The sequence below is a fragment of the Pontibacter aydingkolensis genome (assembly GCF_019443125.1).
Taxonomy (GTDB): domain Bacteria; phylum Bacteroidota; class Bacteroidia; order Cytophagales; family Hymenobacteraceae; genus Pontibacter; species Pontibacter aydingkolensis.
Genome location: NZ_JAHYXK010000008.1, coordinates 179,454 through 203,615 on the forward strand (window position 1 = coordinate 179,454; position 24,162 = coordinate 203,615).

At 45.3% G+C, this 24,162-nt stretch carries 24 protein-coding genes; 10 read left to right on the forward strand and 14 right to left on the reverse strand.

Going from position 1 to position 24,162, the window contains the following annotated elements:
* Nucleotides 1-242 precede the first annotated feature (242 nt).
* Nucleotides 243-1,565, forward strand: coding sequence for a PEGA domain-containing protein (locus K0O23_RS11720; RefSeq protein WP_219877613.1), 1,323 nt, complete (start codon nucleotides 243-245; stop codon nucleotides 1,563-1,565).
* Nucleotides 1,566-1,645: 80 nt separating this feature from the next.
* Here K0O23_RS11720 and K0O23_RS11725 read toward each other — a convergent pair whose 3' ends face one another.
* Nucleotides 1,646-2,044 carry a VOC family protein gene (locus tag K0O23_RS11725; protein WP_219877614.1) on the reverse strand — a complete coding sequence of 133 codons (399 nt, stop codon included), beginning with the start codon at nucleotides 2,042-2,044 and terminating at the stop codon, nucleotides 1,646-1,648.
* 140 nt (nucleotides 2,045-2,184) lie between these two features.
* Here K0O23_RS11725 and K0O23_RS11730 point away from each other — a divergent pair, with 140 nt between their 5' ends.
* Nucleotides 2,185-3,039 (forward strand): NHL repeat-containing protein, encoded by an 855-nt coding sequence (locus tag K0O23_RS11730; RefSeq protein ID WP_246597058.1) that lies wholly within the window; start codon nucleotides 2,185-2,187, stop codon nucleotides 3,037-3,039.
* A gap of 315 nt (nucleotides 3,040-3,354) precedes the next feature.
* Here the strand turns inward: K0O23_RS11730 and lgt are convergent, their stop codons facing one another.
* A complete protein-coding gene (lgt, locus tag K0O23_RS11735; protein WP_246597059.1) occupies nucleotides 3,355-4,209 on the reverse strand; it encodes a prolipoprotein diacylglyceryl transferase in 855 nt (284 codons plus the stop codon).
* Nucleotides 4,210-4,293: 84 nt separating this feature from the next.
* Here lgt and K0O23_RS11740 point away from each other — a divergent pair, with 84 nt between their 5' ends.
* Nucleotides 4,294-4,626 (forward strand): SdpI family protein, encoded by a 333-nt coding sequence (locus K0O23_RS11740; RefSeq protein ID WP_219877616.1) that lies wholly within the window; start codon nucleotides 4,294-4,296, stop codon nucleotides 4,624-4,626.
* A gap of 44 nt (nucleotides 4,627-4,670) precedes the next feature.
* Here the strand turns inward: K0O23_RS11740 and nadE are convergent, their stop codons facing one another.
* The 4 genes from nadE to K0O23_RS11760 all read right to left on the reverse strand — a co-directional run bounded on the left by nadE (nucleotide 4,671) and on the right by K0O23_RS11760 (nucleotide 9,272).
* Nucleotides 4,671-6,554, reverse strand: a complete 1,884-nt coding sequence (gene nadE / locus K0O23_RS11745; protein ID WP_219877617.1) for an NAD(+) synthase — start codon at nucleotides 6,552-6,554, stop codon at nucleotides 4,671-4,673.
* A 429-nt stretch (nucleotides 6,555-6,983) separates the two neighbouring features.
* On the reverse strand, nucleotides 6,984-7,727 hold the full coding sequence (gene rnc, locus K0O23_RS11750; RefSeq protein ID WP_219877618.1) for a ribonuclease III: 744 nt from the start codon (nucleotides 7,725-7,727) through the stop codon (nucleotides 6,984-6,986).
* A complete protein-coding gene (gene fabF, locus K0O23_RS11755; RefSeq protein WP_219877619.1) occupies nucleotides 7,727-8,980 on the reverse strand; it encodes a beta-ketoacyl-ACP synthase II in 1,254 nt (417 codons plus the stop codon). Before fabF ends, rnc begins: the two co-directional genes overlap by 1 nt.
* Before the next feature lie 55 nt (nucleotides 8,981-9,035).
* Nucleotides 9,036-9,272 (reverse strand): acyl carrier protein, encoded by a 237-nt coding sequence (locus K0O23_RS11760; protein WP_025609494.1) that lies wholly within the window; start codon nucleotides 9,270-9,272, stop codon nucleotides 9,036-9,038.
* 157 nt (nucleotides 9,273-9,429) lie between these two features.
* Between K0O23_RS11760 and K0O23_RS11765 the strand changes: the two genes are divergently transcribed.
* Together K0O23_RS11765 and pyk are read left to right on the forward strand one after the other, a co-directional pair.
* Entirely contained in the window at nucleotides 9,430-9,858 is a 429-nt protein-coding gene (locus K0O23_RS11765) for an IPExxxVDY family protein (protein WP_219877620.1), read from the forward strand.
* A 2-nt stretch (nucleotides 9,859-9,860) separates the two neighbouring features.
* The gene (pyk, locus tag K0O23_RS11770) at nucleotides 9,861-11,288 is read left to right on the forward strand and encodes a pyruvate kinase (RefSeq protein WP_219877621.1); all 1,428 of its coding nucleotides are present in this window, start codon (nucleotides 9,861-9,863) and stop codon (nucleotides 11,286-11,288) included.
* A 391-nt stretch (nucleotides 11,289-11,679) separates the two neighbouring features.
* Here the strand turns inward: pyk and rpsT are convergent, their stop codons facing one another.
* Nucleotides 11,680-11,940 carry a 30S ribosomal protein S20 gene (gene rpsT / locus K0O23_RS11775; RefSeq protein ID WP_219877622.1) on the reverse strand — a complete coding sequence of 87 codons (261 nt, stop codon included), beginning with the start codon at nucleotides 11,938-11,940 and terminating at the stop codon, nucleotides 11,680-11,682.
* Between the two features lie 275 nt (nucleotides 11,941-12,215).
* Nucleotides 12,216-12,629, reverse strand: a complete 414-nt coding sequence (locus tag K0O23_RS11780; RefSeq protein ID WP_219877623.1) for a hypothetical protein — start codon at nucleotides 12,627-12,629, stop codon at nucleotides 12,216-12,218.
* Between the two features lie 131 nt (nucleotides 12,630-12,760).
* On the opposite strand from K0O23_RS11780, the gene K0O23_RS11785 reads away from it, so the two are divergent.
* Nucleotides 12,761-13,711 (forward strand): YheT family hydrolase, encoded by a 951-nt coding sequence (locus K0O23_RS11785; protein ID WP_219877624.1) that lies wholly within the window; start codon nucleotides 12,761-12,763, stop codon nucleotides 13,709-13,711.
* Nucleotides 13,712-13,964: 253 nt separating this feature from the next.
* Here the strand turns inward: K0O23_RS11785 and rsmG are convergent, their stop codons facing one another.
* From rsmG to K0O23_RS11805, 4 genes are all read right to left on the reverse strand, one after another.
* Nucleotides 13,965-14,603, reverse strand: a complete 639-nt coding sequence (gene rsmG / locus K0O23_RS11790) for a 16S rRNA (guanine(527)-N(7))-methyltransferase RsmG (RefSeq protein ID WP_219877625.1) — start codon at nucleotides 14,601-14,603, stop codon at nucleotides 13,965-13,967.
* A 30-nt stretch (nucleotides 14,604-14,633) separates the two neighbouring features.
* Nucleotides 14,634-14,852 carry a hypothetical protein gene (locus K0O23_RS11795; protein ID WP_219877626.1) on the reverse strand — a complete coding sequence of 73 codons (219 nt, stop codon included), beginning with the start codon at nucleotides 14,850-14,852 and terminating at the stop codon, nucleotides 14,634-14,636.
* Between the two features lie 209 nt (nucleotides 14,853-15,061).
* Entirely contained in the window at nucleotides 15,062-15,670 is a 609-nt protein-coding gene (locus K0O23_RS11800) for an RNA polymerase sigma factor (protein WP_162347085.1), read from the reverse strand.
* Nucleotides 15,661-16,764 carry a glycosyltransferase gene (locus tag K0O23_RS11805; RefSeq protein WP_219877627.1) on the reverse strand — a complete coding sequence of 368 codons (1,104 nt, stop codon included), beginning with the start codon at nucleotides 16,762-16,764 and terminating at the stop codon, nucleotides 15,661-15,663. The genes K0O23_RS11800 and K0O23_RS11805 overlap by 10 nt, the downstream gene beginning before the upstream one ends.
* 311 nt (nucleotides 16,765-17,075) lie before the next feature.
* Here K0O23_RS11805 and tgt point away from each other — a divergent pair, with 311 nt between their 5' ends.
* From tgt to K0O23_RS11820, 3 genes are all read left to right on the forward strand, one after another.
* Nucleotides 17,076-18,206, forward strand: a complete 1,131-nt coding sequence (gene tgt / locus K0O23_RS11810; RefSeq protein WP_219877628.1) for a tRNA guanosine(34) transglycosylase Tgt — start codon at nucleotides 17,076-17,078, stop codon at nucleotides 18,204-18,206.
* A gap of 90 nt (nucleotides 18,207-18,296) precedes the next feature.
* The gene (locus K0O23_RS11815; RefSeq protein ID WP_219877629.1) at nucleotides 18,297-19,373 is read left to right on the forward strand and encodes an LptF/LptG family permease; all 1,077 of its coding nucleotides are present in this window, start codon (nucleotides 18,297-18,299) and stop codon (nucleotides 19,371-19,373) included.
* Between the two features lies 1 nt (nucleotide 19,374).
* The gene (locus K0O23_RS11820; RefSeq protein WP_219877630.1) at nucleotides 19,375-20,316 is read left to right on the forward strand and encodes a DMT family transporter; all 942 of its coding nucleotides are present in this window, start codon (nucleotides 19,375-19,377) and stop codon (nucleotides 20,314-20,316) included.
* Here K0O23_RS11820 and ispE read toward each other — a convergent pair.
* Nucleotides 20,272-21,078 carry a 4-(cytidine 5'-diphospho)-2-C-methyl-D-erythritol kinase gene (ispE, locus tag K0O23_RS11825; RefSeq protein WP_219877631.1) on the reverse strand — a complete coding sequence of 269 codons (807 nt, stop codon included), beginning with the start codon at nucleotides 21,076-21,078 and terminating at the stop codon, nucleotides 20,272-20,274. The two genes, K0O23_RS11820 and ispE, sit on opposite strands and share 45 nt — an antisense overlap.
* 244 nt (nucleotides 21,079-21,322) lie before the next feature.
* Between ispE and K0O23_RS11830 the strand changes: the two genes are divergently transcribed.
* Nucleotides 21,323-22,456: a DegT/DnrJ/EryC1/StrS family aminotransferase gene (locus tag K0O23_RS11830; RefSeq protein ID WP_219877632.1), complete on the forward strand. Its 1,134-nt coding sequence runs from the start codon at nucleotides 21,323-21,325 to the stop codon at nucleotides 22,454-22,456.
* Between the two features lie 370 nt (nucleotides 22,457-22,826).
* On the opposite strand, the gene K0O23_RS11835 is transcribed toward K0O23_RS11830, so the two are convergent.
* Entirely contained in the window at nucleotides 22,827-23,957 is a 1,131-nt protein-coding gene (locus tag K0O23_RS11835) for a trans-sulfuration enzyme family protein (RefSeq protein ID WP_219877633.1), read from the reverse strand.
* Nucleotides 23,958-24,162 lie beyond the last annotated feature (205 nt).

Sequence of the window (24,162 nt, forward strand, 5' to 3'; positions counted from 1 at the left end):
TTACTCAGAATTAACAGTCATCCTTCAGACTGCAACCACCTGATAGACACTTATCTTCCCCTCTCCTGCAATAAAGCATCAACCCTTCTTACCTAATCAAACTCATCTCAACACAAAGCATAAACGCTATATACAAAAATAAAAACATTCATATATTTTATTGCGTAGATACTAAAAATAAGCTTACAGCCCCGAATTCCGAAAACCCTTGTTTCATTATAATTCTCAAAACCCTTAAGATCATGCGAAAAAAGTTCTACGCGCTACTCTGTTTATACTTTGTATCGGTTGCAGTTTTTGCCCAGAGTAAAATCAATATCACCTCCAACATCCCCGATGCCAAATTCTTCTTGCTAAGAGATGCTGACAATACTGAAGTTGCCGAACTGGGAGTAGGCGGCATTGAATTGAAGCTGGACAAAAACTCCAGGAACAGAATCAAGGTTATAAAGGAAGGATATGAGCCCCTGATCAAAGAATATCCTAAAACGGTAAAATGGGACAAAGAACAAAAGGTAAGCCTTGAAAACCGCCTGGTAGAGATCAGCGCAGAGCCTTACGATGCAGAGATTTATGTAGATGGCCGCATGATTGGCACCAAAAGAATAAACATGGTAATAGGCAAAGGCAAGTTCCTGACGCTGGAAGTTAAAAAGCCAGGCTTCGCCCCTATTACCAAAGTATACTATAACTCGCCAGACCGCGAGGTACCACCGGTAAAGGATTTCTTCGAGATGAAAGACAGACAGGTTCGCCTTGAAGTATCGCCTGCCGATGCCAGCGTGTTTTTAAACGGAGCCGCCACTGGCAGAGGCACTACCGACGTAACCGTTCCTTTTGGCGAATGTGTTACCGTTAGCGTAAACCGGGAGGGCTTTGCTGAAGTAGTGCAGGTATTTTGCAACAAACCAGCTACCGATCCGGCTCCTCCTATCAGGTTCAGGGCCGCACTGGAAGACCGCCTGATTAAGATCACCACAGCACCCGCAGATGCCAATATAGAGGTGGCAGGCAAAGTATTAGGTGTTGGCAAGTATGACCTTAAAGTGCCTAAAAACTCTTGTGTAGAGCTTCGTGTTACAAAAGATGGCTTTATACGCTACGTTAAAAATTACTGCAACCAGCTCAACATGCAAGAGCCGCCTTTAACCGAGTTTGTAGAAATGGTGGAAGATGAAGCTTATAATTCCTCCATCTCTACAGATATGGCAAATGTTAGAATAACGGTACCGGTGAATAAGTCCATCTCATCAGAAAGTGCCTGGAAAATACTAAGCTCTATTATTACCCGAAGTTATGATGTGTTGGAAACTGTGGACTATAACACCGGCTATCTTACAACAGCGTGGCAGGTGCAGAACTTTAACGGCATGAGCACCATCCGGACCAGGATGATTGTGAGTGGCGGCGGCAATGCCGATGAGTTAACCTATGTAGTTAAAATTGTAAGTCAACGAGCCGATGGCGTAACCAGCGTGAAAGACGACCAGCTTTTCACGGATTGGGGAAGGTTACTTAAACGTTACGGCGGCATTGTAGAAGAGATCCAGTCACGGCTACAGTAGCATTGTTTATACTTTACAGCAGAAACCCTCAGCAGCTATACTGAGGGTTTCTGTTTTATAAGAGATAGTACATTCAAAGATCAGCTTCCGCGCTCCCACATTCCCTCCATAATCACCTCCAGCAAATGTTTATCCGGGTCGCGGAAGTAAAAAGACAGGTAGCCGCCACCCCAGTCGTATTCCTGCTCAATGGCAATGCCAAGGCTGCTGATCTTTTCTTTCCAGGCGTTGTAATCTTTTTTGCTAACCTCAAAGGCCAGGTGTAATTGCCCGGATCCGTAGTGTGGGGGTAAATTGCCTCCTTTGCGCGAGGCTTCTGCAATAAAACACAGCAACACCGACTCGCCGGCCCTGAAGAAAATATGCCTGTCCTGCACCTCACCTATCACCTCAAAACCCAGTTTCCCATTGTAAAAGGCCTTGCAGTTTTGCAGGCTACTAACGTACAGGCACGTCTCTTTAATTTTGTTGATAACCATGCTGCTTTATACTTCTGGAGGTGATAAATGGTACAGTTATATGCATCTTTGGCGCTTAAATCTATTAACGTCTGTTAAAACTTCTCGTTAAGTATAATACTGATACGTATGCAACCACTTTAAACAAACTTATGAAGCTTATGGTAAAAGTTTTAGCATTCTTTATAGTAGCAATTGCTGCTATGTTTTACTTTACTCGTCCGGGTTCTTTAACCACTGATTCCGCCTCTGCTTCAGGAAATACCACTGCCGGAAGTTTACAAAAGATAGCTGCCTTACCCGGAGAAATAAACGAAAGCTCCGGCGTAATAGCATTGGCAGAAAATGGGCATTATCTTACCCACAACGATGCCGGCAATCAGCCTCACCTCTATAGAATCAACAGTAAAGCCGAGATAACACAAACCATCAAACTTAAATTGCCAAACGTTGACTGGGAAGACCTGGCCATGGACAAGGACGGCAACATTTACATTGCAGATACCGGCAACAATAACAACAGGCGCAAAGAATTAGCGATTTATAAAATAAACCTTAAAGATACTGAAAAGCCCCAGGCCATACGCTTTACCTACGAAGACCAGAAGGAGTACCCGCCATCTAAAAAAGACAGGAACTTTGATTGTGAGGCTATTTTCTGGCACGATGATAACATATACCTGATATCCAAAGACAGGGGCCAGGAAAAAACCGCCAAAGTATACCAACTGCCTGCCGAACCCGGAACCTATGTGGCTAAACTGATCGGGAAACATAACATAAACACCATGATAACCGGTGCAGCCATCAGCCCCGACGAGGAAACCGTAGCGCTGATCAGCGAAGGGAAACTGCATATTTTTACAGGCTATACTTCGCCAGCCTCATTTTATGAAGGAAAGTATAAAGCTATAAACATTAAAGAGGCCGGGCAAACAGAAGGAGTAGCCTTTGAAGACGACAGCACACTTATCATCACCAGCGAAGGCGGCAGTCTGTACCGTTTTGGTTTATAGTTGCTGGTTATTAGTTGCTAGTTAATGGTTGGTAGTTGTTCGTTATTGGAAATGTAGAGACGCAATACCTTGCGTCTTGTTGGCTACAGGGCAGTGCATTTTAAAGTTCGCAATAGGCAGATATCTCAAAGTATAAAGTATGGCTTACGGAAGTCTGACCTGTCCCGGAGTATTTCGGGGAGACTTCCTATCATGGCAAGTCACCGCTGCGCTTAAGACTTGCGCCAAAAACGTACTGTTATAATTCATACCCATAAAAAAGCCTCTCTGCTTGTTATCAGCAAAGAGGCTTTTTATACTTTAATTTTATTTCAGCTAAGCTTTTGAATTTTCTTCAAGTCTTCCGCCGGGTAATGCTGGCTTGGGATTTTGCCATACTTTAATAAGTATAAACAAACCGATCAGAATTAAAGGTATACTTAAAATCTGCCCAATGTTCAACGTCATAGTCGCTTCTTTTGCTACCTGGTCTTCTTTTAAGAACTCTACCAAAAAGCGGAAAGTGAACAGGGCTGTTACAAAAATACCGAACAGCAATCCTTTTGGCAGCGCACTTTTATACTTCTTCCAGAGCCAGTAAAGCAACACAAAAAGGAAAAACACACTCAGCGACTCGTACAGCTGCGTAGGGTGGCGTGGCACAGTTGGGTTCTCGCCGAGGCGCTCAAACAAAAAGGCCCAGGGAACAGTTGTCTGGTGGCCGATTATCTCAGAGTTCATCAGGTTACCCAGTCGTATTAACGCTCCACCCAGGGCTACTACAATTACAATGCGATCCAGTACCCACATGTAATCAAATTTCTGTTTGCGGCTAAACAGCCACAGGGCGAAGAGTATACCGATAGTGGCACCGTGGCTGGCAAGTCCGCCTTCCCATATCTTTAGTATCTCGATTGGGTTGCTCAGGTAATACTCCGGCGAGTAAAACAACGTATGGCCCAGGCGTGCACCTATTACCGTACCAATGATCATGTATAGGGTAATCACGTCCACGTCGCCTTCGGTGCGGCCTTCGGCTACGTATATCTTGGTAAGTATGCGCTGCCCGAAAATAAATGCCAGGGCAAACAGCAAACCATACCAGCGTACACTTAAAGGGCCAATGCTGAATATTTCCGGATCAACGTTCCAGGTTATATAGTTTAGTAGATTAATTAGGGTGATGCTCATAAAGCCAAAGTTACAATAAATCGGGTATGTAAAAAACGACACCTCCTGATACAGGTATATACAATTAAGACTAGACACAAAAATATGATGCTGTTCCTCCACCTGTTACCGGGCTTGTTAGTACTCCTGATAGGATTTATACTTTACAAACGGCCACCCAAGCACATTAACTGGATTTGGGGATTTAGAACGCACTATTCGATGCGCAACCAGAAGAACTGGAAGGAAGGCAACCGCTACTACACTAAATTCATACTTGGGATTGGCTTCTTTTCACTATTCACAGGCCTTGTCTGCTTCATTTTTCTGCCCTTGCTGGCAAGCCTTCTGGTTCCGGTTGGCATCATGCTCATACTTTTTATGCTAAGTATACTTTTGACCAACGAACACCTGAAGCGGAAATTTGGGGACTATTAGAAAATAAAAAAGCGTTGCTTGTGGTGCAACGCCTTCTTATAATTTTAGCTATTCATTTTTGCCAGTTCTTCTCTAAATCCTCCGCTCAGTATCGGGAAGCGAAGCCAGCTGCGTGGGTCTACGTTGTAATCATCAAGGTGGAAAGACGGTGCATACCGTTCCCGCTTCCACTGGTTACGCGACCACAGGCTGTAAAACTTCGTTAGCCAGGCTTGCAGTTGCTCCGGCTCAGCTAAATTTTGCTCACTTAGTATGTCAAATACTTCTTTAGGAGAGTAACGGTCATGGAATGCCAGGCGCTCAATCTGGTTTAGTACCGGATAAGGCATCAGGTCTTTTTCATCTGTCTGCGCCTCTTTGGCTGGACGTAACTCGGCAGTTGGCTGCAGGTTGTTTACGTACTGTAGCCCCTCATACCCCAGTTCCTGCTGCGCCCAGATTAAAAACTGACGTATAAACGCCTTGTCTATACCAGCAATCGGGGATATACTTCCTGCCGTATCGCCATCCATGGTAGCATAGCCTACAGAGGCCTCGCTGCGGTTAGAGGTTGCCATCAGTAAGGCATTCTCTATGTTGGCCAGCATCCAGATACCAGGAGCACGCACTCTCGCCTGTATATTCTGCAGCGTAATATCATCCTGCTCCCAGGTTAAAGGTCGTTCCAGGGCAGCCTCAATTTTAGAAGTATAACCGCGCACTTCATCGTCAATGGTCCAGTTATAAAATCTGGCCCCGATAGACTCTGCCAGGCCTTTAGCGGAATTAAAAGTATCGTCCGAGGAGTTAACAGTGCCCTGATAAGCACAGGTAAGCAGCCTGTTCACGAGTTCTTTTTGGGCCTGTTCTGCCGTCAGGTTATCGATAGCGGCTGCATCGCGCACAGAGAACATCTGCAATTTGGCTGTAAAACCCATTAATCCCAGACTCTCTATACCACGGCGAACCATCTCAGCCACAGCTACCGCACAAAGCGACGAATCGGCTCCCCCACTCAGCGACAATACAAACCCACGGCTTCGGCTTTTGCGCATGTAATCAAACAAAGCCAGGCTGAGGGCAGCAATCAGTTCCTTGTTCTCATCAATCGGTGGCAGGTACTCTATTACCTCAGCAATTTCAGGACTATCGGAAAAGCATACTTCAGCGCACTCCATATCCACGTTTTTAAAGCACAGCAGCTCATTTCTACGGATAAGCTTACCGTTCTGAGCTATCAAAACTTCTCCGTCGTAAATAACGCGGCCGGCCTCGTTGCCCAGCAGGTTGGCGTACATGTAAGCACACTGGTATTTTTTAGAGGCATCAACTACCAGCCTGTACCTTACATCGGTTTTGCTCAAAGCAAAGTGGCTGGCACTTGGGTTAAGTATAAGTTGCACACCTTTAGGCATGTGGCGCTCAGCAGGTCGGTTTGGCCGCCATGCATCCTCACAAATCTCAAAGGCATACTTTACACCCTGTTCTTCATAAATGATATCTCCTATCTGGTAAGTTTCGCCCATCATTTCAAACTCTTGCACCTCGTTAGCAGGCCAAGGCGTAAACCAGCGCGGTTCGTAATGTATACCATCGTTTGCCAAAAACTGCTTTGCCGTAAAGCCCAGTATTTCTTTGTTCTTGATAACGCAGGCGGTATTGTATACTTTACGATCCAGAAAAACAGGCAGGCTAACGGCTACTGTAATGCCTTCGCACCACTCTTTTACTTGCAACAGCTTCTCAAAGGCCACCTCGGAGAGCCATGGGCTCAGGAACATGTCTTCGCAGCCGTAACCGGTAATGCAAAGCTCAGGCAGTAATAGAATATCGGTCTTATTTGTAATTGCCTCTGTAATGGCTTGTTTTATATTCTGCAGATTGTTGTCCCAATCCATTGGCGTTTGGTTGAGCGCAGCTGCTGCCAACTGTAGTCTGGTTTCTTTCATGGAGTTTTATAACGCAAGTAACAGCAGGCAAGTTAAACCTAATTGCTGAATTGTTAAATTGTTGATTGTTGGAGAATGTAGAGACGCAATACGTTGCCTCTTTTTTGCTTCAGTAATAACCCTTTCCTGGCGCAAGTGTTAAACGAAGTGTCACTTGTGACTTTACATGATGGGAAGTCTTCAGACTTCCGTGAGCCGTAAGACATACTTTGATGTGTCTGCTAGCGCCAACTTTTAGATGCAATGCTTTGTAGCCAACAAGACGCAACGTATTGCGTCTCTACAAACAACCAGCATCCCAAAAACCAACATTGATCAATCAACAACAAATAACTGATAACGAAACATACTGCTCACAAACAAAAAAGACGCAAAATATTGCGTCTCTACACTTCGAACAACCAATAACAAATAACCAGTAACTAACAGTTAAGCAATATTCAAAGCGTTAAGGCTTTTTTCGGCGGCAGCCTGGTCGGCCTTTTTCTTGGAAAGACCCACCCCCACAGCAATTGGTTTGTCATCAACGTATACTTCGGAGGTAAACTCTGTCGTATTGCCCTGCTGCTTGCGATTGATAATCTCGAACCGAATCTCTTTATTCTGACTTTGTGCCCATTCGATCAACTTACTCTTAAAGTTGGCGGTGGTATTTACAATGCTATGCAGGTCTACGTGTGGCCTTATGAGTTTCTTAAGTATAAAATGGCGCGTTCTGTCATAGCCTTTATCAAGGTAAACAGCGCCTACTAAAGCCTCAAGGGCATTACCGTTTACTGATTTATGCCGCATGCTGCTATTGGAAGTATCTACTTTTACAAGCAGGTTCAAGCCAATCTTCAGGGCAATATGGTTCAGCGACTCCCGGTTTACAATGCGCGAGCGTACCTCCGTAAGAAAACCTTCGTCTTCGTAAGGAAACTTATTGAACAAGTGTTCGGCCACAACGGAGCCAAGTATAGCATCGCCCAAAAACTCTAAACGCTCATTTGTCTCGTGTTTGCCCGCAGTAGCATTCTGGCGTGCAAAAGAGGTATGCGTTAAAGCAAGTTTATACAGGCGGATGTTATCCGGCGTAATGCCAATTATTCCAGCAATAGCGCGTAGTAATTCTCTGTCTCTGGTAAAAAGCTTGTGATAAACGCGCCGAACTGGTTTAATAGGCCCAAACACTAATCTTTGAATTGACGGAATAAAACAGATGTATTATGGCCACCAAAGCCGAACGTGTTGCTTAAAGCAACCTCTACCTCACGCTCCTGTGCCTTATTAAACGTAAAGTTTAACTTCGGATCAAAAGATTCGTCGTCGGTAAAGTGGTTAATTGTTGGCGGCACCATTTGGTTTTTGATAGCCAGAATAGAGGCAATTGCTTCTATAGCTCCGGCAGCACCCAGCAGGTGGCCCGTCATCGACTTGGTTGAGCTGATGTTAAGGTTGTAGGCATGCTCTCCAAAAACTGTCTGGATCGCTTTTACCTCACTCACATCGCCCAGTGGTGTAGATGTACCGTGCACGTTAATGTAATCTACGTCTTCCGGCTTAATACCAGCATCGCGAAGCGCATTCTTCATTACGTTCAGGGCACCAAGTCCTTCAGGGTGTGGAGCAGTAATATGATATGCATCCGCAGACATACCGCCACCGATTACCTCGGCGTAGATCTTTGCGCCACGGGCTTTTGCATGTTCATACTCTTCCAGTATAAGGGCACCTGCTCCCTCTCCCAGCACAAAGCCATCACGGTCCTTGTCGAACGGGCGGGAAGCGGTCTCAGGTGAATCGTTGCGCTCTGAAAGGGCTTTCAGGGCATTGAAACCACCAATACCAGCCTCTGTTACGGCAGCCTCAGAACCACCTGTCACAATTACATCGGCCATACCCAAACGGATATAGTTGTAAGAGTCCAGAATAGCGTTTGTGGCAGACGCGCAGGCAGAAACGGTTACAAAGTTTGGCCCTCTGAAGCCATACTTTATAGAAATGTGACCCGCGCTGATGTCAGCGATCATCTTTGGGATGAAAAACGGGTTAAAACGTGGCGTACCGTCGCCGTGGGCAAAATTCACACATTCCTCCTGAAACGTGCGTAAACCGCCGATACCAGACCCCCAGATCACACCAACGCGATCCGGATCGTAATTTCCTTCCACCAGGTTTGCATCGGTAACGGCCTCCTCGGCAACTACCATGGCAAACTGTGTAAATAAGTCCATTTTGCGGGCTTCTTTACGGTCGAAGTATTTTTCTGCGTCGTATCCTTTTACTTCACAGGCAAACTGAGTCTTGAATTTACTCGCGTCAAAGCGGGTTATAGGCGCAGCCCCACTCACGCCATTGATCAAACCGTCCCAGTATTCTGAAACAGAGTTTCCAAGTGGCGTGAGTGCGCCAAGCCCAGTAACTACAACTCTCTTAAGCTCCATAAGCTGCTAGTAGAGGATAGATAGTAGAGATTTATACAATAGGTTAATGCAAAAATTACTTTGCGTGCTCTTCCAGGTAGCTAACCGCCTGACCTACAGTAGAGATATTTTCAGCCTGATCATCTGGAATAGATACGTTGAATTCTTTTTCGAATTCCATGATAAGCTCAACTGTATCCAATGAATCAGCGCCAAGGTCGTTAGTGAAGCTAGCCTCTGGTGTAACCTCTGACTCTTCAACACCAAGCTTATCGATGATGATAGCTTTTACTTTTTCTGCGATTTCTGACATTTTTCTTATAGTTTATTAAAACACTGTGCAAAGAAATGTAATTAGGCAGACAATGTCAAAAAAATTTATGCTATTAGCAGTTTATCAAAAGTTTTAATGCTAAGCTTTCGCTTTTACTGCAATAGGTTCTTACTTTTGACAAAGCCAACCTTACCTAATGAAAACACTACGGTTAGATATTGAGTACGAGTACGACTTTCACCTTTACGGCGTTGTATCTCCTGTTAAAGATTACAAGCTGGCATGGGCCCTGAACACTATTTTCGACCTGCGCTTATCAAAACAGAAAGACCTATGTTACGATCTTTTTGGGAAGGACCGTTTAATTATTTCAAATTATCAGTACATTACAGACCATAATGTTGTGCGGTTATTCCGAAACAAGGCTTTGGTTGCCACAACTTTAAAAAAACCGTTTCTGCTGCCCGATATAAAAGAGTATGACTACGTGATACAGATCGCCGGAGCTATGCAGCAGTTATACCCACAAGAGTTTATTAACAGGATTCTCAAAACTCAGTTGGTACAGTACGTTAAACAATTTGATCCACTAACACTTAAATTTAAGGAGAATCTACTTTTCTGATCATGGAAATTTCATTTAACAAGACAAAGATTCTTGCTACTGTAGGCCCGGCCTGCAACTCACACGACCGCTTGCTGGCATTAATAAGAGAAGGCGTAGACGCTTTCAGGTTAAACTTTTCGCATGGGGAGTATGCTGCACACCAGCAGGTTATTGACCATGTACGTGAAATAAACAGGCAGCATAACACAAACATTTGCCTGGTACAAGATTTACAGGGCCCTAAAATTCGGGTAGGAGAAGTTGAGAATGGCGGCGTAGAGATAAAAGAAGGCCAGATTGTAAAGCTGATATGCGACGGATCGGTTAGCAATACAGATCACCTTGCCACATCATACACCGAACTTGCCCGTGACGTAAATCCAGGCGATGCCATACTGCTGGACGACGGCAAACTGGAGCTGACTGTACTAACCACCGACAAGGACTGCTCTATTGAGGCAAGGGTAAGGTATGGCGGCGTGGTAAAGCCACGCAAAGGCATCAACCTGCCCGACACCAAAGTATCAGCTCCTTCACTTACCGAAAAAGACCTGCGCGACCTGCACTTTGGCCTGGACAACGATGTAGAGTGGGTGGCCCTTTCTTTTGTTCGTAAGGTAGAAGACATACAGGAGATCAAGCGCATTATTCAGGAACGTGGCAAGGACACACGCGTAATTGCAAAGATCGAGAAACCGGAGGCTATTAAAAATATCGATGAGATAATACATGCAGCCGATGCCTTGATGGTAGCCCGCGGAGACCTTGGTGTGGAAGTTGGTATGGAGAAGGTGCCGATGATCCAGAAAATGCTGGTAGAGAAAGCCAACAAGGCCGCCAAACCGGTTATCATCGCCACCCAAATGATGGAAAGTATGATCGAAAACCCGCGCCCTACACGTGCCGAGACAAACGACATTGCCAATGCAGTGATTGACGGTGCCGATTGCTTGATGCTAAGCGCAGAAACGGCTGTAGGCGCCTACCCTATCGAGACTATCCGAAGTATGAGCCTTACTATTAAAACTGTAGAGACGCACTCAGATATCTTTAACAAGACATTTATACTTAACCCGCACTCTGATACATTCTTCAGTGATAGTTTAGTAGCCAATGCCTCTAACCTGGCCCGCGACACAAATGCACGAGCTATTATCGGAATGACAAAGTCTGGTTACACTGCTTTCCACCTGGCAAAGTATCGTCCTAAGTCGGATATCTTTATTTTTACCGAGAATATCAAACTTCTGAGTACTCTTAACCTGGTGTGGGGCGTGCGTGGCTTCCATTATGATAAGTTTGAATCTACGGATGCTACCATTGCTGATATCAAGCAGGAGCTTCTGAACGGCGGGTATATTAACAAAGGTGATGTGTTTATTAACACAGCCAGCATGCCAATTAACGAACAGAAACGCACCAACATGATCAAGTTGAGTATAGCTTAGTAATACTTAGCATAAAAGGAATGGCCCTGTTATACTTTATAGCAGGGCCATTCCTTTTTTAGAGGTTTTATACTTTGGTTAGTATTCATCCTTCTGAATCACCAGAACGAAGAGGCGCAATATTTTGCGTCTTGCTAACTACAGGGATAAGGTTAGTAGTTGTTGGTTATTGATTATAGAAGTTGTAACTACACTTATTGCACTTAATCTGCAACCTAACCGCGATGCTATAGTTACTACCTTTCCCGTTGCGGATTGCAAGTCCGCACTTCCATACTTTCGGATTGCAAAACTGAAAGAGCGGTCTAAAGTATAAATCAGGAAAGTATAAAAAACACAAAAAGCCTTACACATTACATGTAAGGCTTCTGATACTTTATACCAGCAGAAATTAAGCTGCGGCCAGGCCGTTAACTAACTTAGCAAGTCTTGACTTGTTGTTAGCTGCTTTCTTTTTGTGGATTATGTTTTTCTTGGCAAGACGGTCAAGCATAGAAGAAACTGTCTTGTAAAGCTCTTGCGCCTCGGCCTGATCAGTAAGGTTTTCTAATCTCTTGATAAAAGTACGAGTAGTTTTCGCCTGATATCTGTTACGAAGACGTTTAGCGTTATTCGCTCTGATTCTCTTTAATGCCGACTTATGGTTAGCCATATTATTTTATACTATTAAATCTTTTTGTATCCGTTCTGTAATGAGTTTGCAAAGGTAAACCCTTTACAATTAATTTCCAAAGTACCCTTCTATATTTTTTTAGAGCACCTCAGGGTTTGCAAAGGTAACAAACAGAACTCTTTAGTCCTAGTATTTCCTGTTTGTTCCTGAAGCAGGCATTCAGGGCAGCTATCACCAAACAGAACACGCATCTAAAGCAGAACGGCCCCTGAAGCCAAACTTCAGGGGCCGTTCTGCTTTACTAAGCTATACTTTTAGTTTTTGTTCACGTCAACGTCAACATCCACATCATCAATCTTGCCTAAACGTTGCTGTACTTTGTTCTCAAAGTCATTCCAGTCGGCTTTAGTCTCTTCCCACTCTCTGCGTGTTTCCTCATCCCAGGTGCTACTTTCTGCCTCCAATTCAGCAGAACGACGGTTATACTCTGTACGCATCTCACGGTACTCATCAGCAGTTACAGTCTCTGCTCGCTCAGTATTCGTGGTAACCCAGGAGTTGAATTCGTCAAACTCACGGTTCATCTCATCGCCAGCCTCAGTCATTTCGGCCTGTGCCTCGTTTATTTCTTCATTGGTTTCGTTTTGTGTTTCCTGCGAGCAGGCAAAAGTGAACATACCAATAGCCAGTGCGAATCCTATCGTTTTAAACTTTGATGTAATTTTCATAGTTGTATTTATTAGTTACAGCATCTATTACGGAAAAGAATAAATATTGATATATAAGCTGCAAAGAATAGTTTATTTTCGCACGAATTACGTACAGAAATACTATAACAGTAGCCATAAATTATTTAGCCATGCCTATTGTTCCTTCTAAACACAAAGCGCCCTTTTACCTCTTTAACGGCCACCTGCAAACCATAATACCCAGTTTGTTCAGGCAAGTGGACGGCGTGCTTTACGAGCGCGAACGCCTGGTTACTCCCGATGACGATTTTATCGATATAGATTGGTCCAGAACCGGATCAAACGATCTGGTTATACTTTCGCATGGCCTGGAAGGCGACACTGGCAGGCCTTATATTCAGGGTATGGTAAAGGCTTTTAACCAGCGTGGCGTGGATGCACTTGCCTGGAACTACCGCAGCTGCAGCGGCGAGCCTAATAAACTGCTCCGCTCCTACCACTTGGGTGCCTCCGATGACCTGGACTTTGTAATAAAGCATGTCCTGGATACAGAATGCTATGACAATGTATACCTGGTAGGTTTTAGTGCGGGTGGCAACATCACTCTTAAATACCTGGGAGAGGCTCCGGAACTGATACCCTCAGAAGTTAAGCGAGCTGCTGTGTTTTCTGTACCTGTAGATCTTAAATCATCGGCACAACAGATTTCCAGAATATATACGCAACGGTTCTTAAAATCCTTAGGCGCCAAGCTTGAGCAGAAAAGGCAAATGTATCCCGAAGAGGTAGACCTGACGGACTATAGCATACTTTGGTCTTTTCCTGAGTTTGATGATCGTTACACAGCGCCCCTGCATGGCTTTGAAAATGCCGAAGACTATTACAAGCGCGTAAGCTCAAAGCAGTTTATCCCTAAAATAAAGGTGCCAACACTACTGGTAAACGCTAAAAACGATCCTTTTTTAGGAAAGCCCTGCTACCCCATACTGGAGGCCGAACAAAACCCATACTTTTTCCTGGAGATGCCCGAGGAAGGCGGACATGTTGGTTTTACAGAAGACTTCAGGAAGGATTACTACTACTCTGAAACCAGGGCCGTGCGGTTTATACTTGAGGACTGACTATGATTTGACTAGAATTTTCAGGATGAATAGATTTTAGGATTGTTTTAGACCTCGCAGTGCGCGCAGCTCCTGCGAGCGTCTGTGCCAGTAGCCTTTGCCCCGTTGCAACCAAGACACTCACAGGTCTTGTAGACTCTGTGAGGTCTTTTGGACGGGCTTGTTTTCTACAAAACAAAAGAGACGCAAAGTAATGCGTCTCTACAGTAAATTCACTAAACCCTAAAATCTATTCATCCTAAGAATCCTGGTCCTATTTCAGCGGCACGTATACTACCTTTTTTGTATCAAAGAACTCCTCTGTAAAGTAATCCGACAGGTTATAGGTTTTCGTTATCAACCCTGATTCTGCAATTTCTTCTTCCAGGTCGCCGCCTTTCAGATAGTACAAGCCTTCAGTTGGCAGTCCGGTTTTCTTGAAGCTGTTCATGATCCAGGGCCAGAAGTTGGCAAGGCGCGTTACGGCACGGCTCACTACAAAATCATACTTGTCGCGTACCTGCTCGGCGCGGGCATGGCTGGCAGTAACATTATGCAAGTGCAGTTCACGAGCAATCTCCTGCACCACGTGTATTTTTTTACCGATAGAGTCTACCAAATGGAATTTAACCTCCGGAAACATCACCGCTAAAGGCAAGCCCGGTAAGCCGCCGCCTGTGCCCACATCCATCACAGAGGTATGCTCCGGAAAAGATACTACTTTGGCAATGCCCAGTGAGTGGAGGATGTGGTGTATGCCCAACTGGTCCATGTCTTTGCGCGAGATCACGTTAATCTTTTGGTTCCACTCCTGGTACAACTCTCCCATGTGCTCATACTTTTGTAACTGGTCTTCGGTAAGTTCCGGAAAGTAACCCGATAAGAGTGTGCGGATGGCAGTAGAATGAGGCATATATCTTAATTATGAATTACAAATAATGGGCTACGCAGCTAATAAGTATACAACACCGGCAATTAAAGCCACAGCAGCAACTACTGCTACAGCCATAAACACATCGAACAGCAGCGTTAGTCCGGCATTGCGGTATTGGCCTTCATACTTTATACTTAGCTCCCGGTTTATTTTTTCAGGATGGTGCAATCTTAGTCTTAAGTATAACCTCCCCATTTTTTCCATCCATTTGTCTCTCGAAAAAAGCATCACTTAAAGTATAAATCAACAGTGTGCAAAAGTATAAAATAAGTACGGCATCCGCACTAAAAGTATAAAGCCCCTGCTGCTTACGGGCAACAGGGGCTTTTAACGTAATCAATATCTCTTAATTGTTAAATGGCTGTATTGTTTAATGGTTGCTTCGTAAAATGTTTTCTCATGTATAATCAACAATTTAACAGTTTAGCAATCAACGATTAAATAAGGTGCTTCTTATTTTTTACCATGTCATAGAGCAACTCGCGTGCACGGTGCAACTGGGCTTTTACAGTACCTAGCGGTGCGTTAAGCTCTGTGGCAATCTCTTCGTAGCTAAGCTCGTTAAAGTAACGCAGCGTAACAAGGCGCTGGTACTTTTCCGGCAGCTTGGCCACCACGTACTGCATGATCTCGATCTTCTGGTTTTTGATCGCTTCTTCCTGCGGGTTCAGGTTCTTATCTTTAAAGTCGATGGTAATCTCGTCGCCGTTATCAATCTTAATGGCTGAGTCGATAGACATCGTTTTGATCCTGTTCTTGCGGATAAAGTCGATACAGTTGTTTGTAGCGATACGGAAAAGCCAGGTACTGAACGCGTACTCCGGGTTAAACTTGTGCAGGTTACGGAAAGCCTTAGCAAAGGCTTCTATCGTTAAGTCCTCTGCATCGTCAGCGTTGCGCACCATCTTTAAAACCACATGGTAAACAGGCTTTTTATAGATACTCATCAGCTCGGCATAAGCTTTTTCGTCGTTGTCTTCTACCGCTGCCTGTATGAGTTTAAAATCGTGCTTTGCTTTTGCAGAGAATTGTTTGTTTACTTCCATCTGAGTCGTTTATACATTAATACAGATATCCCAAGGAAGACGTAGCTAAAAAAATAAACTACATCGAGCACAGGTAACAGTGGCAGGGATACCGTTTCGTCGAGTCTGCGTGCAGCCATTACATATACCGGAAACACCGATAAGTAACGAATACCTGCAAGCGCGCCTAATATAGCTAAATGGCTATGAAATATAAGAAGAATTACTAAGAGGATGTAGAAAAAAACGTTCGATGCTACAAATGCTCCTATCCTTCTTCTGTCTGCCGCTTTATAACGCCCGCCGACGGACATATGCCTACGTTTTTGCACAATCCACTCCCAAAACGTCTTTTTAGGAATGCTAAGTGTTTGCGCCTCCTTGTTAATAACAATGCTAACTTTACTATTGTTGGCGGCATCGCGTACAAAAAGATCATCGTCGCCACCCATCGTTTTGATATGAGATGCAAACCCCTTGTTTTTAAAGAAACAAGTTTTTGTATAGGATAAGTTTCTACCAACCCCCATATAGGGTTTCCCTAGGTTTGCATGAGACAGATACTGAATTCCGGTAAGCAAGGTTTCATATCTGATCAAGTGATTTAAAAAACCTTTTAATTGTGCATACGGAGAGTAGCCAAGTACTACTTCTGCCCCGGTTTCGTATCCTGCCTGCATTTTATCGATCCAATTTGGGCTGCATGGGCGGCAGTCGGCGTCAATAAAAAGCATATGCTCGTACTTCGCGGCTCTTATACCCAGGGCCACGGCATATTTTTTCGGGTTTAAATAATCCGGCGTCTTTTTTACCGTTACTACCCTGAAGTACGGAAACTGTTTTTCAAGCTCATACAAGTAAAACTCTGTATCGTCGTCCGAGCGGTCGTTTACAGCAATTATCTCAAACTCTGGATACTCCTGGTCCAGCAGCATGGGTAGCAGTTCGTACAGGTTATCCTGCTCGTTATGGGCTGCCACAATAACGGAAACAGGCCGCCTTACATCAGACTGCGGGTCTGTGTGCTTTGTAAGGGGGAAGAAGTAAATAAGCGCAAAATAAAGCTGCACCAGCACACAGAGCGCCAGCAGCCCCAGGAGTATACTTGTAATCAAATTTGTACTGTTAAATGGTTGGGTTGGTCAATTGTAGTACTCTAAAACTGCTGAATGCTATCTGTATTTAACAGGAAGCAACAATTCAGCCATGCAGCAATTAAACAATTTACCTAAAGCCTCCTCAAAAATAGCCATTAAATAGCCATTTCCGAAGCATACCCGCATTAAAAAAATTGTATGGTTTGTGGCATTACTCTTTGTATCTTTGCCGGTTCTTTTAGAAGTATAAATAAACGCTGCTGGTTAGCTGTTTACGGCAACTGCGGCAGGCATTATTTCCGCAAGAGATAGTGCTGTTAATCAGAGATATGCAATTTTCATTAGTAGCCAAGGATCCTCAGTCTAAAGCGCGTGCCGGTGTAGTACAAACTGATCACGGCACCATCGAAACACCCATTTTTATGCCCGTTGGCACAGCCGGTACAGTTAAGGCTGTGCACCAGCGCGAGCTAAAAGATGACATCAATGCCGAAATCATACTTGGCAACACCTACCACTTGTACCTGCGCCCGGGCCTCAATGTGCTTGAGCAGGCTGGTGGCTTGCATAAATTCAACGGCTGGGACAGGCCCATACTTACCGACAGCGGCGGCTACCAGGTTTTCTCGCTGGCAGGCACACGTAAGATAAAAGAAGAGGGCGTTAAGTTTAAGTCGCATATCGACGGCTCTACGCTAAACTTTACACCGGAAAACGTAATGGATACGCAGCGCACCATTGGCGCCGACATTATTATGGCGTTTGATGAGTGTACCCCCTACCCTTGCGATCATACTTATGCCAAATACTCGATGGAGCGCACGCACCGCTGGCTGCAGCGCTGCGTGGATAGGTTCGACAGCACCGAGCCAAAGTATGGCTATAACCAAACGCTTTTCCCGATTGTGCAGGGCAGCACCTACAAAGACCTGCGCATACAGTCTGCAGAGACCATTGCCAGCTTCGGTCGAGAAGGCAACGCCATTGGAGGTTTATCGGTAGGCGAACCAGCCGAAATGATGTATGAGATGACCGATCTGGTGTGCGACATACTTCCGGCAGATAAACCACGCTACCTGATGGGTGTAGGCACGCCGGCTAACATACTCGAAAATATTGCCTTAGGTGTAGATATGTTTGACTGTGTGTTGCCAACCAGAAACGCCCGCAACGGCATGCTGTTTACAACGCAGGGCATCATCAACATAAAAAACCAGAAATGGATGAACGACCACACCCCCATCGATGCGGAACTGGGTGGCTATGTGAGCACGTTCTACAGCAAGGCTTACCTGCGCCACCTTATACATAGCGGTGAGTACCTGGCCGGGCAAATTGCCAGTGTGCACAACCTTACTTTTTACCTGTGGTTGGTAAGGCAGGCACGCCAGCACATCCTGAATGGAACTTTCCGCGACTGGAAAGATGTGATGGTAAAGAAATTAATGACACGTTTATAGTTAGAAAGTTAGAGAAGTAGAAAGTATAAACTCTTAAACTTTCTACTTCTCTAACTTTCTAACTCTTTAACTTTTTAACTTAAGCAAAGCTTGAAGCTCCTCGATAAGTACATATTAAAGAAGTTCCTGACCACCTTCGTGTTTGTGGTGCTTATACTTGTGTCGGTAATTCTGGTAATTGACTTTACTGAGAAGAACGACGACTTTATCAAGCATAATGTGGCTGCCAGTGAGATCATTTTCGACTATTACCTGAACCTGATCCCGTTTTACGCCAACATGCTAAGTCCGATAACGGTGTTTATTGCCACGGTGTTTGTAACAGCCAAACTGGCTTCACATACCGAGATCGTGGCCATACTTAGCAGCGGCGTAAGCTTTAGAAGGCTGCTGGTGCCCTACCTGATGGGTTCTTCAATTATTGCGGTAGTAATCTTTGTGCTTATAGGCTGGGTTATTCCCAATGCGAATAAAGAAAGCGTTGCCTTCCAGATAAAGTATACAAAGAGCTCCTTTACCTACGATAGCCGCAACATACACGTGAAAGTAGCCCCCGAGACCTACGTATACATGGAAAGCTACAACGTCACTGCTAAGGTTGGGTATAATTTTGCACTGGAAACGATTGAAGACACAAACCTGAAAAGCAAGCTTACATCCAATAACGTACGCTGGGACGACGAAAAGCAGAAGTGGCACGTGGACAACTATACCCTGCGCACCTTCGATGGCGAGAAAGAAACACTTTACAAAGGCGGTGCACTGGATACAACCCTGAGGCTTTCGCCTAAAGATTTTGAAAGCACTTACAAGCTTGAGCAGACCATGACGCTAACGGAGCTGAACGAGTACATAGACGAGAAAAAAGCTCGTGGTGCCGACGACCTGGAAACTTACCTGATTGAAAAGTATGAGCGTTTCAGTTATCCTTTTGCCATCATTATACTTACCGTTATTGGTGTAATTGTAAGTGCACGCAAGGCGCGTGGGGGTGTTGGTTTCCAGATAGCGCTTGGCTTTTTACTAGCCTTTATTTTCATCATTTTCGTGATAACCAGCCGCAGCCTGGCACAGGTAGGCGATATTCACCCATCTGTGGCTGCCTGGATACCGACGATTGTGTTTACAGGCATAGGGTTTATTTTATACCGATACGTTCCGCGTTAATATGCCTCGTTTAAGAGATTTTTTAGAGCTTCACTTCATTGTGTTCCTGTGGGGCTTTACAGCTATACTTGGTAAGCTTATCACGATACCAGCTGTAGAACTGGTAGCTTTGCGCACGTCTATCACGGCACTGGCCATCGGGGCTATTATTTACAAACGCGGCACTCCGTTTTGGATGGGCAGGGTGCAGGCGATAAAACTGCTGGGCGTTGGTTTTATTATTGCCGCCCACTGGATCCTGTTTTTTGCCGCTGCGCGGGTATCGTCGGTTTCAATTACACTGGTAGGCATTGCCACCTGCAGCCTCTGGACCGCCCTGCTGGACCCGCTCTTTAGCAAAACCAAAATAAAGCCTCACGAGATTCTACTAGCGCTGCTGGTGATCTTCGGCCTGTACATTATTTTCCAGCACGAAACAGAATTCGACAGCATACTGGGTATAACCATGGCAATAGGCTCGGCATTGATGGGTTCTATCTTTACCATTATCAACGCCAAGCTGGTAAAGCACATACCTTCTACTACCATCACCACTTACGAGATGACAGGCGCCTGCCTGGGCACCGTTCTGTTTTTCCCTATCTACACAACTTACTTTGCTGAGGGTGGCACGCTTAACTTTAGCATGAACTCCATGGATTGGGTATACCTAATGGTGCTGGCGCTGGCTTGTACAGTATACGCCTACACTGCCTCTGTAAGGTTAATGCAGCGCATAACGGCTTATACCATGAACCTGACTGTAAACCTGGAGCCGATCTACGGAATCATACTTGCCCTCATGATCTTTAAGGAAGATGAGCAGATGTCTTCCGGGTTTTACCTGGGCGCAGCCATTATTTTGCTGAGTGTATTTATCTACCCTATTTTGGATTCTTATGACAAGCGCCGCAAAAAACTAAAGCAGACCTTTCCAGAGCAGGTAGTGGTCGGGGAAGATTAACTGGCCAGGCTCGTCTTTGAACAGGCCATAAACTGCCGATCCGGAACCCGTCATAGAGGCATACACTGCTCCTGCTGCGTATAATTTTTCCTTGATCTGCGGCAGTTCCGGATACTTTGGAAAAAGCGCCTCCTCAAAATCATTTTTAAGTACCTTTTTCCATACTTGGATATCCTGTTTGAGGAGCATATCAATGTGGCAATCAGGATGCTCAACCTTAATATTACCATATGCCTCTGCTGTTGTTATATGTATGCCTGGGTAAACTATCACACAAGTATAGCCGCTAAGGTTCAGGTCAATTGGTGAAAACACATCTCCCTTTTCGGTGGCTACAACAGGCTTGTTACGAATAAAAAAGGCGCAGTCGCTGCCTAACTGGCGGGCATATGCTTCCAGGGCATCGTCTGTCAGGTTAAGTTCGAACTGCTTGTTTAGTAGCTTTAAAGTGAAAGCAGCATCGGCAGAGCCTCCTCCCAAGCCGGCCCCCATGGGTATAACCTTATGCAGGTGTATGTGTACTGGCGGTAAGTTAAAGTCCTTCTGCAGCAGCTTATAAGCCTTCAGGCACAGGTTTGTTTCCGGGTTGCCGGGCACGGGCAGCCCTGTCATATCGAATTGCTCTGCCGCAGCCGGTAAAATTTCCAGCGCATCGCACCACTTTACTGGGTAAAAACAAGACTGAAGATTATGAAAGCCGTCAGGTCTTTTGGAAGTTATGTATAAACCAAGGTTGATCTTGGCGTTTGGGAAGTCAAGCATTATATATGTTCGATAATGTTCTATAAAAGCTGCAATCTATAAAAATGACAGGAAACCAGCGCAGCCTTGCAGCATAATCCCATTTACTGCGTAAAAGGCCCTGTCTGAGTAAAGTCTTTTTGCTATATTGATGTAGCATACGTAAAAGCCGAAAAGCACATACGCTATACTTTGGATTACCGTTCAAGTATAAACCTTAGCGTAAACCAGATGCAATTGAGTCACCCTCAAAAAAAGTAGAGACATGATATACAGGCCAGGGCGAATTTTCCTTTCTGTTCCGCAAATGGGTGGGCATGAAAAAAACTATGTACAGAAAGCCATTGAAGATAACTGGGTAACAACTGCCGGCCCCAACCTGCCTGGTTTTGAGCATGACATCTGCCAGCATACCAATGCCCGCCATGCAGTTGCCCTAAGTTCTGGCACAGCAGCTATTCACCTGGCTTTACGACTGGTTGGCATTAGTGCAGGAGACGAAGTGCTTTGCTCTACTTTTACCTTTGTAGCATCGGCCAACCCGATTTTATACTTAGGCGCAAGCCCTGTTTTTATAGAAAGCGAAGCCGAAACCTGGAACATGTGCCCGGATACGCTCCGTTCTGCCGTAGAAGACCGCTTAAACCAGGGAAAAAAACCAGCCGCTATACTTTTGGTACACCTTTACGGCATGCCGGCCAAATTAAAAGAAATTATGGCTGTTGCCGATGAGTTTGGAATACCTGTAATAGAGGATGCCGCAGAAGCATTGGGTTCTCGATATGGCGGCCATCAGGTGGGCACCTTTGGGCGTATCGGAGTATTCTCGTTTAACGGCAACAAGATTATCACTACTTCTGGTGGCGGCGCCATTATAACCGCTGAAGAAGACCTGGCAAACAAGGCGAAGTTTCTGTCTACCCAGGCCAAAGACCCGGCTCCATACTACCAGCACTCCGAAATGGGTTACAATTACCGCCTCAGCAACATTAGCGCAGGCATTGGCCGTGGACAGATGGAGATGCTGGAAGTGCGTGTAAAGCAGCGTCGCGAGATATTTAACTACTACCGTAACCAGCTGGAAAGTATAGAAGGGATTGAATTTGTAGCCGAACCTAAAACCAGCTTCGCTAATCGCTGGCTTACTACCATACTTTTACCAGAGGGCCACAAACCCGAAAGTATACGGCAGGCCCTGGAAGATGAGAACATCGAAACCCGTTTCCTCTGGAAACCAATGCACCTGCAACCGCTGTTCGCCAGCAATTTATACTTTGGAGATGGCCTGAGCGAACGCCTGTTTAACTGTGGCCTTTGCCTGCCAAGCAGCAGCAGTTTGCAAGAAGAAGACCTGGAGAAAGTGGTGAAGAACCTGAAGAAGTTACTGGAGGTGGTGTAGTTACCCCAGCCCTCTCCTAAGAACAGGAGAGTGAGTTCAGCTGTTGCTCATTTAAAAATATAAATTTCATTGTATCAGCCATAGCGCGGACAGGTCGCGACCTGTCCCTACAGAGCTAGGATCATAGCTTTTAGCTACGGCTAAACCTCCCTTATACCAGGATTTTTCCAAAATGACAAAAGGGAAAGTCATACCTGAGGATTGTTCCGTAGGGACAGGTCGCGACCTGTCCGCGCTATGGCCGCAGCTACAGAATCTATACTTTGGCGAAAGCATTAGCAGAATTCATTCCTTGGTTAAGCCATAGTTCCCCGCCTTAGACAAGGAGGAGCAGGGGTGGTTGGACCACAGCAGCTATAAAACGCAGCCCTTACACCTGCTCTAAAGCCTGTTCCAACTCAGTAATCAACGCATCCGGCTCCTCTATACCTACCGATAAACGAATCACACCTGTCGTAATACCTAACTTTTGCTGTTGCTCCGGGCTTAAAGAGCGATGCGAGGTACCTAACGGGTAAGAGATAGACGTACTAACTCCTGCCAGCGAAGGCGCGAAAGGTATAGTAGTAAGGCCTTGCATAAAGCGGTTGACAGCCTCTACATCATCCTTAATTCTAAAGCTGAGCATACCCCCAAACATACTTTGCCCCTGTTCCTTTGCCAACTCATGTTGTGGATGTTCCTTTAAGCCTGGGTACCAAACCTGCTCTACCTTCGGGTGCTGCTGTAAAAACAGAGCTATAGCCAAGGCATTGCTGCAATGCTGTTTCATGCGCAGGCGCAGTGTTTTAAGGCCGCGTGCTGCCAGCCAACCTTCAAATGGGCTTAGGTTCAGGCCATAGGTTCTCATCACTGCTTCAACACGCCGCAGGTCATCTTTCTGCTTGCATACTACCACGCCAGCCGTTACATCACTGTGCCCGGAAAGATACTTGGTAACGCTGTGCATTACCATGTCAGCACCCAAGGCCAATGGTTTGGTAAGTACAGGCGTGGCAAACGTATTATCAATCACCAGTTTTATACTTTGCTTCTTCGTTTCCTGTGCTAGCCTGGCAATATCAAGCACCTGCAGCAAAGGGTTGCTCATGGTCTCTGCCAGCATCAGGCGTGTATTTGGCCTGGTATACTTGTCTAAAGTATAAGTATCAACAGAGGGCACGTATGTAACCTCTATACCTATGCGGGTTAGTTCCTGGCTTAGCAGGGCAGCAGAGCCTCCGTAAATTTCCTCAGCACACAGCACATGGTCACCTGCTTTGCAGATAGCCAGCACTGCCGCCAGTATTGCCGACATGCCCGACGAGGTTACCACCCCTCCTGCTCCGCCTTCCAGCTTGTTTATCTCCTGTGCCAGTTCGTCGGTGTTAGGGTTGCCGTAACGGGTGTACATGTAGTTCTGTCCCGGTTCTGCAAAGTATAACTCCAGCGCATTTAGGTCGTCGAAAGTAAATACTGATGTCTGGTAAATGGGTGTGGTTTTCGGGTGGATGTGCTGCATATAGAATGCGTAAAATTTATGCTTTATTTAAAGTCTGTAAGTATAAAAATAAGCTGCTCTCAGCTTAGAGACTTTCTTAACTGAATGATGATCTGCTATATTTCAGCGCTCCAGAGTTAATTCGAAAGTATGAAAGCCAATGCTATCGTAAAGTACAGTAAAACTTAACAAAGTATGGCAACTCCGGTGCTACATAATTGCTGCC